This window comes from Diaphorobacter sp. LR2014-1, from assembly GCF_002916785.1.
Lineage (GTDB): Bacteria > Pseudomonadota > Gammaproteobacteria > Burkholderiales > Burkholderiaceae_C > Diaphorobacter > Diaphorobacter nitroreducens.
Genome location: NZ_MTBE01000010.1, coordinates 1 through 15,622 on the forward strand (window position 1 = coordinate 1; position 15,622 = coordinate 15,622).

Here is a 15,622-nt window from a genome sequence, read left to right on the forward strand (position 1 = left end):
TCCGGCACGGCCTGGAACAGATCGGCCTCCAGCCCGTAGTCGGCCACCGCAAAGATCGGCGCCTCCGGGTCTTTGTTGATCGCCACGATCACCTTGCTGTCCTTCATCCCTGCCAGGTGCTGGATGGCCCCCGAGATCCCCGCCGCGATGTACAGCTGCGGCGCAACGATCTTGCCCGTTTGCCCCACCTGCAGGTCGTTCGGGGCGTAGCCCGCGTCCACCGCTGCGCGGCTGGCGCCAATGGCCGCGCCCAGCTTGTCCGCCAGCGGGGTCATGACTTCGTTGAACTTCTCGCTGCTGCCCAGCGCCCGGCCGCCCGAGACGATGATCTTGGCGGCGGTGAGCTCGGGGCGGTCGCTCTTGGTGACTTCGCGTCCTGCAAAGCTGCTCTTGCCGGCGTCGGCCACGGCGGCGGTGGTTTCCACCGCGGCGCTGCCACCCGTGGCGGGCGCCGCGTCAAAGCCGGTGCCGCGCACGGTGATGACCTTGACGCTGTCCGCGCTTTGCACGGTGGCGATGGCGTTGCCCGCGTAGATGGGGCGCTCGAAGGTGTCGGCGGAGATCACTTTGGTGATGTCGCTGATCTGCGCCACGTCCAGCTTGGCGGCCACGCGCGGGGCGACGTTCTTGCCGCTGGCGGTGGCCGGGAACAGGATGTGGCTGTAGTTGCCGGCAATCTGCAGCACCTGGGCGGCCAGGTTCTCGGCCAGGCCGTCCTTCAGGCTGGCGCCGTCGGCGTGCAGGACTTTGGCGACGCCTGCGATTTGGGAGGCGGCCTGGGCGGCGGCCTGCGCGCCTTCACCGGCTACGAGCACGTGCACGTCGCCCCCGCAGGCGAGTGCGGCGGTGACGGTGTTCAGGGTGGCGGCCTTGAGGCTGGCGTTGTCGTGTTCTGCAATGACGAGTACGGTCATGTTGTTTCTCCTGTCCTGCCTTTAGATGACCTTGGCTTCGTTCTTGAGCTTGTCCACCAGCGTGGCGACGTCGGGCACTTTCACGCCGGCGCCGCGCTTCGGGGGTTCGGCCACCTTGAGGGTCTTGAGGCGCGGGGCCACGTCCACGCCGAGGTCTTCGGGCTTGATGGTGTCCAGCGGCTTTTTCTTGGCCTTCATGATGTTGGGCAGCGTGACGTAGCGCGGCTCGTTCAGGCGCAGGTCGGTGGTGATGACGGCCGGGGTGGTCAGTTGCAGGGTTTCCAGGCCGCCGTCGACTTCGCGTGTGACGCTCACTTTGTCGCCGGCGACTTCGACTTTGCTGGCGAAGGTGGCCTGGGGCAGGTCGGCCAGGGCCGCCAGCATCTGGCCGGTCTGGTTGGCGTCGTCGTCGATGGCTTGCTTGCCCAGGATGATCAGGCCCGGTTGCTCTTTGTCCACCAGGGCCTTGAGCAGCTTGGCCACGGCCAGGGGTTGCAGCTCGGCATCGGTTTCCACCAGGATGCCGCGGTCGGCGCCAATGGCCATCGCCGTGCGCAGCGTTTCCTGGCATTGCGCCACGCCGCAGCTCACCGCGATCACTTCCGTGGCCACGCCTTTTTCTTTGAGCCGCACCGCCTCTTCCACGGCGATTTCGTCAAAGGGGTTCATGCTCATCTTCACGTTCGCGATGTCTACGCCCGTGCCGTCCGACTTCACCCGGACCTTCACGTTGTAGTCCACCACGCGCTTGACGGGGACCAAAACCTTCATTGCTGCGGCTCCTTCAATAGTTGATTGCTTGACGTTTACGTAAACCGGTCCATTCTATTGCGCACTGCAGCATTTCCGTCATGGAAACATGGTGCACAAGGCAAAAACGAACGATCGTGCTTTTTGATGATTATGCCAGTGCATTCATGGCAGGTCGAGGCCTACACCGGTGGCAATGCCGCCGGCGCGACTCCGTCTTGCCCCGGCGTCGAAGCCACGACATGCACCACGCGCTGCGGCTGTGCGATCTCGATACCCGCTGTGCGCAAGCCTTCCAGCACCGCGAGGTTGACGGCAGACCGCACGCTGGCAGTGCCGGCAGCCGGATCATTGATCCAGTAATTGAGGTTGAACACCAACCCGTCGGGCATGAAATCGAGCAAGAAGGCTACGGGCGCCGGGTCGCCCAGCACGCGCGCTTGCGCACTCGCCGCAGCACACAGGATCTGCTGCACCTTCGCGGCATCACTGCCGTAGGCGACGGTGATATTGGTCGTGAGGTTGAATTTGCGGTCGGACGCGGTCAGGTTTTCCACGCGCTGGGTGATCAGGCTTTCGTTGGGCACGATGGACTCGCGCCCGTTGCCCGCGCGGATCAACGTGTAGCGCGTCTTGATGTCCGTGATGCGGCCCTCGAAACCATCCACGCGCACGTTGTCCCCGATGCGCAGCGAGCGTTCCAGCAGAATCACGAAGCCGCTGACGTAATTGGCCGCCAGCTTCTGCAGGCCAAAGCCCAGGCCCACGCCCAGCGCACCGCCCAGAACCGACAGCGCGGTGAGGTCCACCCCCACAGCGGCCAGCGCCAGCAGCAACCCCACGAACAGCAGCAGCGCCCGCGTGGCATTCACCGCCACCTTGCGCATGGACAGGTCGGCCACCGCATGGTCGAGCACGCGCCGCTCGAAAGTCGACGCCGCCCACAGCGCAGCCACCAGCACCAGGACCGCGGACAGGCCGCCTTGCAGCAGCGCCAGCAGGCTGACGCTGGACTTGCCGAACGCGATGCGGATGTCGTCCAGTTCCTGCAGCACGCGCGGCAGCAGCCCGGCGATCCACAAGGCGGCCACGCCCCAGGCCAGCCAGGAGAGCACGCGCTCCATCAGGCGCATCAGGCCTGAACGCGGAAACGCCATGGCCAGCACGCGTGCCACGAAGCGGATCAGCACCAGCGACGTGAACACCGGCACCGCCAGGCGCAGCAGGAAAACCGCCTGGTAATGCTCCACCACCACGCGCGCCGCATACACCAGTGCCAGCACCACCGCAGGAAACATCAACCCGTCCACGATGCGGCGGCCGAACCAGACCGACTCCGGCGGCTGTCCTCGACCGGCCCGCCGGCTCAGCACATAAGCGAGTGCCACGCTACCGGCCAGCACCGCCAGTTCCAGCCACAGGCTGGACAGCCGGAAGTCGGCCGCCAGCCGTTCCCACCATTCCATCAGCGCGGCGCTCCTCGGCTCAGGCCTTATCAGCAGCCGGCTTCCAGGCCGGCTGACGCTTCTCTGCAAAGGCGCGCGCACCTTCTTGCGCGGCCTCGTCCATCATGTTGGTGGCCATGGTCTGGCCCGCCAGTTGGTACGCCGCGTCCAGGCCCAGTTCGCGTTGCTGGTACACCAGCGCCTTGCCCATGGCCACGGCCACGCGGGGTTTCTGCAGAATGGACTGCACCAGCGACTCCACCTCGGCGTCCAGCGACTCGGGCGCCACCACGCGGTTGACCAGCCCCTGGTCCAACGCGGTGCGCGCGTCAATGAAGTCCCCGGTGAGCAGCATCTCCATGGCCCGCTTGGCCGGCACGTTGCGCACCAATGGCACGCTGGGCGTGGCGCAGAACAGGCCATAGTGGATGCCGCTGGTCGCAAAAGTCGCGTTTTCGCTGGCAACGGCCAGGTCGCACTGGGCCACCAACTGACAGCCCGCCGCCGTGGCCATGCCGTGCACACGCGCAATCACCGGTACGGGCAGCTTGTGAATGCTCAGCATCATGCGGCTGCACTGGGCGAACAGGCGCTGGTACCACGCCAAGTCCGGGTTGGCCGCCATATCCTTGAGGTTGTGGCCCGCACAGAAGGCCTTGCCAGCCGCGGCGAGCACCACCACGCGCACGCTGTCGTCGCGCGCAACATCGTCCAGTGCCTGCTGCAGTGCTGCCAGCATCTCGTGGCCGAGGGCGTTGAAGCGCGGCGCGTCATCCAGCGTGAGGGTGACCACGCCGCGATCGTCGCGCTGCACACGCAGTGGGCCGCCACCGGCCGCCGTGGAGGGGGAGGAAGTCATGGCGAAGTCTCCTGAGTACGAATACCGCGCGGCGCGCGCGGGGAAGAATCAAAGGTCTGCCAACACGCGCACATGGGCTTCCACGCTGCGCGCCAGAGGCCCCATCATGTAGCCGCCCTCCAGGCACGACACGATGCGGCCGCGGGCAAAGCGCCGGGCCACATCCTTGACGCGCATGGTGATCCAGGCGTAGTCCTGTTCGTTGAGGCCGAGCTGGCCCATGTCGTCCTCGCGGTGCGCATCAAAGCCCGCACTCACGAAGATCATCTCGGGCTTGAACGATTCCAGCCGCGGCATCCAAACCATGTCCACGATGTCGCGCACCTCCATGCCCTTGGTGTAGGCGGGAACGGGCACGTTGAGCATGTTGGACGCCGGCTCCTGGTCCCCGCAGTACGGGTAGAACGGATGCTGGAAGATGCTCACCATGAGCGCGCGCGGGTCGCCGGCCAGGATGTCCTCCGTGCCGTTGCCGTGGTGCACATCGAAGTCCACCACCGCCACGCGCTTCAGGTTGTAGCGCTGCAGCGCGTACTTGGCGGCGATGGCCACGTTGTTGAAGAAGCAAAAGCCCATGGCCTTGGTGCGCGTGGCGTGGTGGCCCGGCGGTCGCACGCTGCAAAAGGCGTTCTCGATCTCTCCGGCCATCACCGCGTCGGTGGCGGCCAGTGCGGCGCCCGCGGCGCGCAGCGCGGCCGTCCAGGTGTGGCGGTTCATCGAGGTGTCCGTGTCCACCTGCACATAGGGCGGTCCGCCCGCGGCCTCTTCCTCGATCAGACGGTCGGACAGGCCGCGCAGCGCAGCCATGTGCATGCGGTCGTGGGCCAGCTCGATGTCGGCCAGTGAGGCCAGCGGTACCTCACAATGCTGCAAGGCATCGGCCACGCCGGTCACCAGCAGCCGATCCTCGATGGCGTCCAGCCGCGCCGGGCATTCGGGGTGTCCTGGGCCCATCTCGTGCTTCCAGCAGTCACGGTGGGTGTAATAGCCCGTCTTGCTCACAGTCATTCCCCGGTGTCTCAATCGTTTTCGGATAACGTCACGCCATGCATGCACAGCAGAAGATCAAGTCGCTTGTGGATCAGCTTAACACGGTGATCGTGGGCAAAACCGCGCAGGTACAGGACTGCGTGGCCTGCCTGCTGGCCGGCGGGCACCTGCTCATCGAGGACGTGCCGGGCGTTGGCAAGACCACGCTGGCCCATGCGCTGGCACGCACCTTCGGCCTGCAGTTCGCGCGTGTGCAGTTCACGGCCGACCTGATGCCCAGCGACCTCACCGGCGTGTCGGTGTACGAGCGTGGCAAGGAGGCCTTCGTGTTCCACCCCGGGCCGGTGTTCGCCCAGGTGCTGCTGGCCGACGAGATCAACCGCGCCAGCCCCAAGACGCAAAGCGCGCTGCTGGAGGCCATGGAGGAAAAGCAGGTGTCGGTGGAAGGCGAGACGCGCGCCCTGCCCCACCCGTTCTTCGTGATCGCCACGCAGAACCCGCACGACCAGCTGGGCACCTTCGCATTGCCCGAGAGCCAGCTCGACCGCTTCCTCATGCGCATCTCGCTGGGCTATCCCGACCGTGGCGCCGAGCGCCTGCTGCTGGCCGGCAGCGACCGCCGCGACATGCTGGACGGCCTGCTGCCGCTGCTGTCGCTGGACGATCTGGCCGCGCTGCAGCACCAGGTGCTGGCCGTGCACACGGCCGAGCCGCTGCTCAACTATGTGCAGGATCTCATCGCCGCCACGCGCTCGGGCCGCTGGTTCCTCCAGGGCCTGTCGCCGCGCGCGGGCATCGCGCTGATGCGGGCGGCCAAGGCCCAGGCGCTCATCGAGGGGCGCGACTACGTGGCGCCGGACGATGTGCAGGCCATCCTGCCGCAGACCATTGCCCACCGCCTGGTGCCGGTGGGCGACGCCGGCCGCGGCGCCGTGGAGCAGGTGCGCGCCATGGTCGAGTCCGTTCCCCTGCCCTGACGCCATGCCCGCAGCATTCGAGCAGGCCGCACCGCCCGGTGCCGCGGCCCCGCGGCAGATGCCCTGGCGTGCCGTGGCCGCGCGCTGGCAGCGCTGGTGGCTGGCGCGCCTGCGGCGCACCGACACGCTCACGCTCACGCAGGGCAACATCTACATCCTGCCCACAGGCGCAGGATGGATGCTGGCCCTCACGCTGCTGGTGCTACTGGTGGCGTCCATCAACTTCCAACTCAACCTGGGCTACCTGCTCACCTTTCTGCTCGCCGGCAGCGTGGTGGTGGGCGTGCACCTGTGCCACGCCACACTGCGCGGACTCACGCTGCACCTGGTGCCGCCGCAGCCGCAGTTCCTCGGTGCTGGCGCGCTGCTGCAGGTACAGCTGCACAACCCGCGGCGCGCCACGCGCCATGGCATCGCGTTGGCGGTGCGCGGCGGCCAGGCCGCGGAATGGGCCTGGACCGACGTGCCCGCCGAAGGCTCCGCCACCGTGCGGGTGGCGTTCCTGCCCGCGCGGCGCGGGCTGCAGGACGTGCCCGTGCTGATGGCGGAAACCCGCTACCCGCTGGGCACGTTCCGCGTGTGGACGCTGTGGCAGCCCGCCGCGCAGCTGCTGGTCTACCCGCGCCCGGAGGTGGGCGCCCCTGCGCTGCCCGCCGGCGAGCCGCGCTCGGGCAGCGGCGGCCAGGCACCGGCGCGCGGCATCGGGGAATTCGATGGCGTGCGCGCGTACCGGCGGGGTGACCCACTCAAGCTGGTGGTCTGGAAGAAAGCCGCCAAGTCGCTTGCCACCGGCACCGACGACCTGGTGAGCCGCGACACCCAGCAGGCGCAGCACCACGAACTCTGGCTGGACGGCGCTGCCACCGGCCTGCAGGACCCGGAGGCCCGCGTCTCGCGCCTCACGGCCTGGGTGCTGCAGGCCGACCGGCTGGGCGTGGAATACGGCCTGCGCCTGCCCGGCCAGCAGATTGCACCGGACAGCGGCGCCGCACACCGCCACCGCTGCCTGGAGGCACTGGCGCTGTGCTGATTCTGTGTTTGACATGAAAAAAGCACCTAGCCCACTACCAACAAGCGCGACCAGCTATTCATTCAATAGCAGACCCTATCGACGCGCGGGAGCCTCGACGTGAATCTGGCCCAGCGGCTTTCGCATCTGCCGCGCGAAGCGCGCGACACCCTGTTCCTGCTGGCGGTGGTGGCCTGTTGCGTGGCGCCGCTGGCCGCATACCTGCCGCTGTGGACCAGCGCGCTGACCGCCGCGCTGCTGGGCTGGCGCGGCTGGCTGGCCGTGGGCGCGCGTGCCCTGCCGGGGCGCTGGGTGATTGGCGCACTGCTTGCGGCGGCCGTGGCGCTCACGCTGCTGTCGCACCGCACCATCGTCGGGCGCGACGCGGGCGTGACGCTGATCGTGGTGCTGCTGGCGCTCAAGACCCTGGAGCTGCGCGCGCGGCGCGATGCCATGGTGGTGTTCTTCCTCGGCTTCTTTACGCTGCTGGCCAACTTCTTCTTCTCGCAGTCGCTGCCCACGGCCGCCGCCCTGCTGGTGGCGCTGCTCGGGCTGCTCACCGCGCTGGTCAACGCCCACATGCCGGTGGGGCGGCCGCCGCTGGCGGCCTCCATGCGCACCGCCGCGCGCATGGCGCTGCTGGGCGCGCCCATCATGGTGGCGCTGTTCCTGCTGTTTCCGCGCATGGCACCGCTGTGGGGCGTGCCGGACGATGCGCGCTCGGGGCGCAGCGGCCTGTCGGGGGAGATGTCCATCGGCAGCATGGCGTCGCTGGTGCTGGACGACAGCGTGGCGCTGCGCGTGCGCTTTGACACGCCGGGCGGAGCCCCACCGCCGCAAAGCAGCCTGTACTTTCGCGGCCCGGTGCTCACGGCCTTCAACGGGCGTGACTGGTATGCGCTGTCGCAGCCCGAGGCGCGCGGCATCACCTGGGCCTACCCCACGCCGGCCAACCTGCAAATGCAGGGTGAGTCCGTGCGCTACGAGGTCACGCTGGAGCCCAGCCGCCGCCCCTGGCTGCTGACGCTGGACGCCGTGCAGGAGCGGCCCGAACTCCCACAGGGCACTGGCGCGATGATGTCGCCCGAACTGCTGTGGTCCGCCAGCCGGCCCATCTCCAGCGTGCTGCGCTACCGCGCCGAAAGCCACCTGCGCTTCACCCACGGCCCCACGCGGCGCACCTCCCTGTTGAACGGCTACGTGGAACTGCCCGCGGAGATGAACCCCCGCACCCTGGCCCTGGCCGAACAGATGCAGGCCGACCCCGCGATCGCGGCGCGCGTGGCCGCCAGCGGGGCACAGGCCTACATCGACGCCGCGCTGGCACGGCTGCGCACGGGCGGCTACACCTACACGCTGGAGCCCGGCGTGTACGGGGAGCACACGGCCGACGAGTTCTGGTTCGACCGCAAGGAAGGCTTTTGCGAGCACATCGCCTCGGCCTTCGTGGTGCTGATGCGCGCGCTGCACGTGCCATCGCGCATCGTCACGGGCTACCAGGGGGGCGAGCTCAACGGTATCGACGGCTACTGGACCGTGCGCCAAAGCGACGCACACGCCTGGGCCGAGGTCTGGCTGGAGGGCCGCGGCTGGGTGCGCGTGGACCCCACGGGGGCCGTGTCGCCGGGGCGCATCGGCCAGTTCCAGCGATTGCAGGCGCCACGCGGCGTGTTGGGCACCGCGATGGATGCAGTCGTCAACCCTTCGCTGGTACGCCGTCTGCGGTCGGTGTGGGAGGCCGTGAACAACGGCTGGAACCAATGGGTGCTGAACTACACCCAGGGGCGCCAGCTCGATTTGCTCAAGTCGCTGGGCATGCAGTCGCCCAGTTGGCAGGACCTGGTGCGCCTGCTGGGCCTGCTGGCCGCGCTGGCCGCCGCCGCGGGCGCAGGCTGGGCCCTGTGGGAGCGCAGCCGCCAGGACCCCTGGCAGCGCCTGCTGCTGCAGGCCCGCCAGCGACTGGCACGCGCCGGCCTGCCGCTGCCACCCCACCTGCCGCCACGCACCATGGCCGCGCGTGCGCGCGCCGAACTGGGCGCCCCCGCCGAAGCCGCCGCGCAGTGGCTGCTGCGCGTGGAGCAGGCCCGCTACGCCCCCGAACCCCGCGCCCTGCTGGCCGACCTGCAGCGCGAATTGCGCCGCCTGCCCTGGCCCACCGCGCAGAATCCACGCCCCTCTGCCCCATGATCCGCACCCTTGCAAAAGCTACTTTTTTCATAGCTGTCAGCGCTTTACCCATAAGCGCTTTAGCCCAAAATCATTCTAAAAAGACAGCCACCAAGACGGCGGCCATCTACCACTATGCGCAACGTGCGCAGGCCATGCAATTCGCCGACGATCTGGCAGAGCGGCGCGGGCTGGACCGCGAATGGGTGCGCCAGGCGATCGGGCAAGCGCGGCTGCTGCCCCAGGTGCCGCGCCTGGTGCTGCCGCCCGCGCGGGGTACGCCCAAGAACTGGGCGGCCTACCGTGCGCGCTTCGTGGAGCCCACGCGCATCCGCGCGGGCCTGCGCTTCTGGCAGGACAACGCCGAAGCGCTGGCACGCGCTGAAACGCAATACGGCGTGCCCGCCGAGATCATCGTGGGCATCATCGGCGTGGAGACACTCTACGGCCAGCACATGGGCAACCTGCGGGTGATCGACGCGCTGGCCACGCTGGCCTTCGACTTTCCCGACGCACACCCGCGCGCGGCCGAGCGGCGCGCGTTCTTCCAGCGCGAGCTGGAGCAGTTTCTGACCCTCATGGACCGCACGGGCATCGACCCGCACACCCCGCGCGGCAGCTACGCGGGCGCCATGGGTCTGGGGCAGTTCATGCCGTCGAGCTGGTCGCGCTACGCGGTGGATTTCGACGGCGACGGCCGCATCGACCTGTGGCGCAGCGCGCAGGACGCCATCGGCTCCGTGGCCAACTACTTCGTGGGCCACGGCTGGCAGAGCGGCATGCCCACGCACTACGCAGTGGCGTTCGACGCGGCCACGCTGCAGTTGGACGCGCTGCTGGCGCCGGACATCCTGCCCACTTTCAGCGTCGCCAGCATGGCGGCCCAAGGGGCGCACGTGCAGAGCGAAGGCGCGCAGCACACGGGTCCATTAGCGCTGGTGGAACTGCAGAATGGCGCTGAGGCGCCCAGCTACGTGGCCGGCACCGAGAACTTCTATGCGATCACGCGCTACAACTGGTCGAGCTACTACGCCATGGCGGTGATTGAGCTGGGCCGTGAAATCGCAACGGCGCGTGCCACGCCACGGTAGCGGCGCACCCGTCTCATGCGGGCGTCCCTCGGGCATGCGCCTGGCAAGTCTGCACGAAGGCTGCCAGCGTGGGCGATTGCCTATGCCCCGCGCGCTGGAGCAGCGAAAAATGGCGCCACATGCGCGGCAGCAGGGTAGACAGCAGCACCAGTTCGCCGGCATCAAGCAGCGGCTGCACCAACACGCGCGACAGGCAGCTGATGCCCAGCCCTTGGGCCACGCAGCGCGCGATCGCCTCAGAACTGCCTAGCGTAGCGGCTGAGGGCAGCTGGTGCAGACGCGGCAGCAAAGCGTGCTCCACCATCTCGCGCGTACCTGACCCCTGCTCGCGCAGCAGCCAGCGCGCACTGCGTAATGCGGCCGCGCCCAGCGGCCGGGCTTGAGCTGCCTTCACCAACGGGTCGTGTGGTGCGGAGACGATGACCAGCTCGTCACGCTGCCAAGGCTGGACCTGCAGCCCCGGCCAGTGGCTGGCGCCCTCGATCAGCCCCAGGTCGGCCTCCAGCGCCTGCACGGCGTGTGCCACCTCGCGCGTGTTGCCGATCTGCAGGTCCACGCTCACCTGTGGGTGGCTGCGCGCAAAGGCGGCCAGTACGCGGGGCAGCGCATAGCTGCCGATGGTGGTGCTGGCCGCCACGCGCAGGCGTACCGGCAGGACCGCACTCTGCGCGCCAAAGGCCTGCTCGATGGTGTGCGCCTGCGCCAACAGCTCCAGCGCCTGCGGCAGCAGTGCACGTCCCGCATCGTTGAGCACCAGGCTGCGGCCCGCGCGCTCAAACAGCGGCGCGCCCAGGCAATGCTCCAGCTGCTGCAGCGCCGCGCTGGTGGCCGACTGCGACAGCGCCACCACGTGTGCCGCAGCCACCGTGGAGCCGCTTTGCGCCACGGCGCTGAATATCTCGAGCTGGCGCAAGGTGATATGCAGCATAAGACGAACCAGTTTTCCAGGTAGATTTTACAAAAAGTATTTGTTATACAAATATAACTAATATTTCTAAAGTGGGCGCCTGCCGTAAGGACCTTTTACCAGCGGCCGCTGTCATGCCCCTTGCTCCGCTTACCCTCGCCTCCTTCACTACCGAGCCAGTCCGCTGGCTGCCAGGGCTGCTGCTGAGCGGCGCCATCGCGGCGGGCGCGCTGCACCTGGCCGGTCAACCGTTTTTTGTAGGGCATGGCCTGAGTACCCTGACGCTCGCGATCGTGTTCGGGCTGCTGCTAGGCAACACCCTATACCCACGCCTGGCACAGACCTGTGCGCCCGGCGTGGGCTTGGCCAAACAGCAGCTGCTGCGCACAGGCATCGTGTTGTACGGCCTGCGTCTGACCTTCCAGGACATCGCCCACATGGGCTGGGGTGGCGTTGCCGTCGACGCCCTGGCGCTGGCCAGCACCTTTGGGCTGGCCTGCTGGCTGGGCCAGCGGGTGCTGGGGCTGGACCGGCGCACCACGCTGCTCATCGGTGCAGGCAGCTCCATTTGCGGTGCGGCGGCGGTGCTGGCCACAGCCCCCGTGGCCAGGGGACGCCCCCAGGATGTTGCCGTGGCTGTGGCCACCGTTGTGGTGTTCGGCACGGTGGGCATGTTCCTGTATCCCGCGCTCTACCGGTGGAACGCCGCCGGGGGCTGGATCGGCATGGATGCGCAGCAGTACGGCCTGTATGTGGGCGCCACAGTACATGAGGTGGCTCAGGTGGTGGCCGCCGGCACAGCCATCGGCTCCCATGCCGCCAGCACCGCCGTTATCGCGAAGATGGTGCGCGTGATGATGCTGGCGCCCTTCCTGCTCATCCTGTCATTCCTCCTGTTGCGTGCTCAACAGGCTTCGGACGCGAGCCGGGGGGAGACAGGCAGCCCGGGCGCCATCACCATCCCGTGGTTTGCGCTGGGCTTCGTAGCCATGGCAGGCGTGAACTCGCTGGACATGCTGCCTCCGGCATTGGTACAGGCCGGTGTGCGACTCGACGACCTGCTGCTGGCCGTGGCCATGGCGGCCCTGGGGCTCACCACGCATGTGCATGCCGTGCGCGCCGCGGGCCTCAAGCCACTGCTGCTGGCCGCTGCACTGTTTGCCTGGCTGCTGGTTGCGGGGTTGCTGCTGAGCCGTTATCTACCCGCGTGGCTGTGATCAAAGCCGCTGCATCTGGCAGGTGCTGGGCATTTGCGCCTTGTCCGCCGCGATCTGCCGTACCACGCGAAAGCCGTAGCCTGAACCCTCCACATCGAACTTCACACCCGGCGCGCCCTGGCGGTCCATGACGCCTATGACCAGCGATTGTTGGAACTGATGGTCTTGCGCGCGCATGGCGCCTGCCTGGCCGTACAGGCGCACACTGGCATGCTCCAGCGCGCGCGCCACGGCCAACGGATCGTCACTGCCCGCCTGCTGCAGGGCCTGCGCAAGCGCTTCGACCATGAGCTGCATGCGCATGTGCACATAGTCGTCCTGCGGGCTGGGAAAGCGCTCGCGGAAGGCACGGTAGAAGGTCTCGCTGCCCTGCGTGGGCAGATTGGGCAGCCAGTCGGCCACGGCCACCACCTTTCCCACGCCCGCATCGCCCAGGGCCGCAGGCGCGCCGAGCGCGTTGCCGTAGAAGGTATAGAACATGCCGTCGTAGCCCACCTCCCGCGCAGCCTTGACCAGCAGCGTGAGGTCATTGCCCCAATTGCCCGTGATGACGGCTTGCGCGCCGCTGGCCTTGATCTTCACGGCGTAGGGCGCGAAGTCCTTCACGCGGCCCACGGCGTGCAGCTCGTCGCCGACGATGGCGACATCGGGCCGTTGCGCGGCCAGCTGGCGCCGGGCTTCGCGCAGCACGGCCTGGCCGAAGCTGTAGTCCTGCCCGATGAGGTAGGCGCGCTGCAGGGCCTTGTCCTCGCGGATCACCTCCATGAGCGCTGCCATGCGCATGTCGGCATGCGCGTCGAAGCGAAAGTGCCAGAAGCTGCACTTCTCGTTCGTGAGGGCGGGGTCCACGGCCGAGTAGTTCAGGAACACCACACGCTTGCCGGGCTCGCGCTGGTTGTGCTTGTTGATCGCGTCGATGAGCGCAGCGGCCGTGGCCGATGAGTTGCCCTGCATGACGAAACGCGCGCCGCCGTCAATGGCGGCGCGCAGCGCGGACAGCGCCTCTTCGTTGGTGCCCTTGCTGTCGTAGCGCACCAGCATCAGCGGCCGCGCCCCGCCCGCCGCAGGGGGCAGTGCCACGCCGCCGCGCGCGTTCACACGTTCCATGGCCCAGGCGATGTTGCGGAACACCGCCTCGCCGGTATTGGCAAAGCTGCCGGACAGGCTCTCGATCAGCGCCACGCGGATCGGCGCGCCCTGGGGCGGCGCCGCCGCACCGGCCAGCGGCGCCGCAACGCCCAGCAGGGAGGACAGAGCCAACGCACAGGCGCGCAGAACATGGCGGCGGGGCAGGATCATCATGGCAACGGGCACAAGCAGGAAAAGATGGCAGCGCAGCGGCGCGCTGGCTCACGAAGAATGGAATTCACTGGGCCATGAGCTGCTGGATGCCCGGCGGCGCAGCGCCGTCGGATGCGCCGTCAGGTGCACCGTCGGATGCGCCGGCCGGCTGCGATTCTGGCGCTGGCTGAGGCGCTTGCGCGGACGCCTGCGTGCGCGGCTGCTCCCCGGCGGGAACCATGGGCGCAGGGGTGCTGGACTCTGCAGCCGGGCTGGCGGTGGCGGCTGCAGCAGCGGCGGGCGGCTGCGCCGCAACGGTCGCGGCGACCGCAGCGTGCGGCACGGCTTCGCGCTCGTGCAGGGCTGGCTTGGCCGCCACCGTCGGCGCTGCCGGCACCACGGGCGCCGCGCGCACGAACTGCTCGAAGAGCTGGAAGAACCGCTCGTAGAACTGCGGATCGGCGATGGTCTCGCTGCCCACCTTCACCAGCGTGTCGTCGATCGCCGTGACGGGCAGCGACACCGAGCCGATGCCACCGACGCCAAGCGACGCCGAGTTGTTGATCTTCTTGATCACGTAGCGGTCCTGCAGCGCGCTGGCAAAGGCCGACGTACGCACGTCGCCCTGCCCTTCGGATGCGCAGACCACGCGCATCTCCACGACGTAGTGCACGTCGGTGTGGGGCTGGTAGTACTTGCGGCCCGCCACCGTGTCGCTGGAGGCCACGTGCACCATGTAGCCCTGGCTCAGCAGCGCCCGCCGGGCCGCCTCGCAGGTGCTGGCCTGCGGCGCCGCCATGTGGCGCGTGTGCATGCCGGCGGTATCGAAGTCGTTGGGCGAGAACTGCAGGTTGCGGTCCAGGCCGGGCATGGTGTCGGGAATGTGGGCGCAACCAGCCAGCAGGGCACAGGCCACCAGGCCCAACCGGCAGCCCAGGGAAGCGAAGGGGGAAAGGCGTGGGAATCGAGACACGGGCATCAGCTAGAAAAATCTGCAGCAGGGCCGCATTGTGAAGCCTGAGCGATGCCCCTCCCGCGCGCGCTCGTTGTAACCCATTGCAAGGCGACGTTCCATCCGCGCGGTGGGGCACTCTTGAAAAACACCGCACGCAAACACATGTGCGGTCCATGCGGCCGACCCGTGCCGCGTCTGACCCAGGAGCCACCGACATGATTTTCGCCCCCGTGATCCGCCACGCCACCTATGTCGCACCGCGCGTGGGAGACGCCGCCGTGCAACGCTTCCTGCGCCACACGCTCACTGCCGCCGCCGCGCCGCACGATGCACGCGCCACAGGCGTGAACGTGCAGCAGGACGACAAGGCCATCACCGTGCAGCTGGACGTGCCAGGCCTGTCGCGCGAGCAACTCGCGGTCACGATCGAAGGCAACCAAGTGCGCGTCGCCAGCGCCGAAGGTGCGCCCCGGCGCGTGCAGCGTGCATGGGAGTTGGCGCAGGACATCGACCCGCAGGCCAGCACGGCGCGACTGGAACATGGCGTGCTCACCCTGGTGCTGGCCAAGAAGCCGCCGCAAAGCAGCGCCGTTCGACTGGCCATCGACTGACAAGACGCAGAGCGTCGCCTGATTCCAGGGCGGCCGGGCGGCCGCCCTTTTGCTATGTTTTATATAGCTACTGCCGCTTACCGGATGGGCGCTGCCGCCCATTTTTAACCTGATCCTCTTTCAGGGCACACCACAGCGAGACTCCGACTAGGGCCTGTTCACACTATTTTTGCCAGATGCGTTGCGATCAAAAAGGGCCAGGCGCAAGGCGCCAAACGAAGCTGGGGTGCTACCCCAGCGAGGCTTGGCAACGCCGCGAATGGCCCTTTTTGATCGCAACCCGGAGGGAACGGAGTGAAAACCGCGCCATTNCGTCGTTGCCCTCCTAGCCAAGGCCCCGGCCTTGGCGTCGTCACGCGCCTAGATTGGCGCGGTTTTCACGCCATTCGCACTGGCAAAAATAGTGTGAACAGGCCCTAAACCGTCCGCGTTCGACGCATGTGGGGCCTT

At 68.1% G+C, this 15,622-nt stretch carries 14 protein-coding genes; 6 read left to right on the top strand and 8 right to left on the bottom strand.

What is annotated here, in order from left to right:
- The 5 genes from BV908_RS09780 to BV908_RS09800 all read right to left on the bottom strand — a co-directional run.
- Window positions 1-914: electron transfer flavoprotein subunit alpha/FixB family protein (locus tag BV908_RS09780; RefSeq protein ID WP_103738003.1), on the bottom strand; the 914-nt coding region annotated here is incomplete at its 3' end.
- A gap of 21 nt (window positions 915-935) precedes the next feature.
- Window positions 936-1,685, bottom strand: a complete 750-nt coding sequence (locus tag BV908_RS09785; RefSeq protein WP_011805966.1) for an electron transfer flavoprotein subunit beta/FixA family protein — start codon at window positions 1,683-1,685, stop codon at window positions 936-938.
- 161 nt (window positions 1,686-1,846) lie between these two features.
- Complete coding sequence (locus tag BV908_RS09790; RefSeq protein ID WP_103738004.1) at window positions 1,847-3,130, bottom strand: mechanosensitive ion channel domain-containing protein; 1,284 nt, start codon at window positions 3,128-3,130, stop codon at window positions 1,847-1,849.
- 19 nt (window positions 3,131-3,149) lie between these two features.
- Window positions 3,150-3,968, bottom strand: a complete 819-nt coding sequence (locus BV908_RS09795) for an enoyl-CoA hydratase (RefSeq protein ID WP_103738005.1) — start codon at window positions 3,966-3,968, stop codon at window positions 3,150-3,152.
- 48 nt (window positions 3,969-4,016) lie between these two features.
- Window positions 4,017-4,976 (bottom strand): histone deacetylase family protein, encoded by a 960-nt coding sequence (locus tag BV908_RS09800; protein ID WP_011805969.1) that lies wholly within the window; start codon window positions 4,974-4,976, stop codon window positions 4,017-4,019.
- Between the two features lie 38 nt (window positions 4,977-5,014).
- Between BV908_RS09800 and BV908_RS09805 the strand changes: the two genes are divergently transcribed.
- From BV908_RS09805 to mltB, 4 genes are all read left to right on the top strand, one after another.
- The gene (locus BV908_RS09805; RefSeq protein WP_103738006.1) at window positions 5,015-5,935 is read left to right on the top strand and encodes an AAA family ATPase; all 921 of its coding nucleotides are present in this window, start codon (window positions 5,015-5,017) and stop codon (window positions 5,933-5,935) included.
- A gap of 4 nt (window positions 5,936-5,939) precedes the next feature.
- A complete protein-coding gene (locus BV908_RS09810; protein ID WP_103738007.1) occupies window positions 5,940-6,965 on the top strand; it encodes a DUF58 domain-containing protein in 1,026 nt (341 codons plus the stop codon).
- A 99-nt stretch (window positions 6,966-7,064) separates the two neighbouring features.
- A complete protein-coding gene (locus BV908_RS09815) occupies window positions 7,065-9,131 on the top strand; it encodes a DUF3488 and transglutaminase-like domain-containing protein (RefSeq protein ID WP_103738008.1) in 2,067 nt (688 codons plus the stop codon).
- Entirely contained in the window at window positions 9,128-10,201 is a 1,074-nt protein-coding gene (gene mltB, locus BV908_RS09820) for a lytic murein transglycosylase B (protein WP_047350483.1), read from the top strand. The genes BV908_RS09815 and mltB overlap by 4 nt, the downstream gene beginning before the upstream one ends.
- A 13-nt stretch (window positions 10,202-10,214) precedes the next feature.
- Here the strand turns inward: mltB and BV908_RS09825 are convergent, their stop codons facing one another.
- Window positions 10,215-11,129 carry a LysR family transcriptional regulator gene (locus BV908_RS09825; protein ID WP_011805974.1) on the bottom strand — a complete coding sequence of 305 codons (915 nt, stop codon included), beginning with the start codon at window positions 11,127-11,129 and terminating at the stop codon, window positions 10,215-10,217.
- 113 nt (window positions 11,130-11,242) lie between these two features.
- Between BV908_RS09825 and BV908_RS09830 the strand changes: the two genes are divergently transcribed.
- Window positions 11,243-12,325, top strand: coding sequence for a YeiH family protein (locus tag BV908_RS09830; RefSeq protein WP_103738009.1), 1,083 nt, complete (start codon window positions 11,243-11,245; stop codon window positions 12,323-12,325).
- On the opposite strand, the gene BV908_RS09835 is transcribed toward BV908_RS09830, so the two are convergent.
- A complete protein-coding gene (locus tag BV908_RS09835) occupies window positions 12,326-13,624 on the bottom strand; it encodes a branched-chain amino acid ABC transporter substrate-binding protein (protein WP_103738050.1) in 1,299 nt (432 codons plus the stop codon). It abuts the gene before it with no gap.
- Window positions 13,625-13,691: 67 nt separating this feature from the next.
- Complete coding sequence (locus tag BV908_RS09840) at window positions 13,692-14,585, bottom strand: DUF2242 domain-containing protein (protein ID WP_103738010.1); 894 nt, start codon at window positions 14,583-14,585, stop codon at window positions 13,692-13,694.
- A 191-nt stretch (window positions 14,586-14,776) separates the two neighbouring features.
- Between BV908_RS09840 and BV908_RS09845 the strand changes: the two genes are divergently transcribed.
- Window positions 14,777-15,172, top strand: coding sequence for an Hsp20/alpha crystallin family protein (locus tag BV908_RS09845; RefSeq protein WP_047350485.1), 396 nt, complete (start codon window positions 14,777-14,779; stop codon window positions 15,170-15,172).
- Window positions 15,173-15,622: the final 450 nt, after the last annotated feature.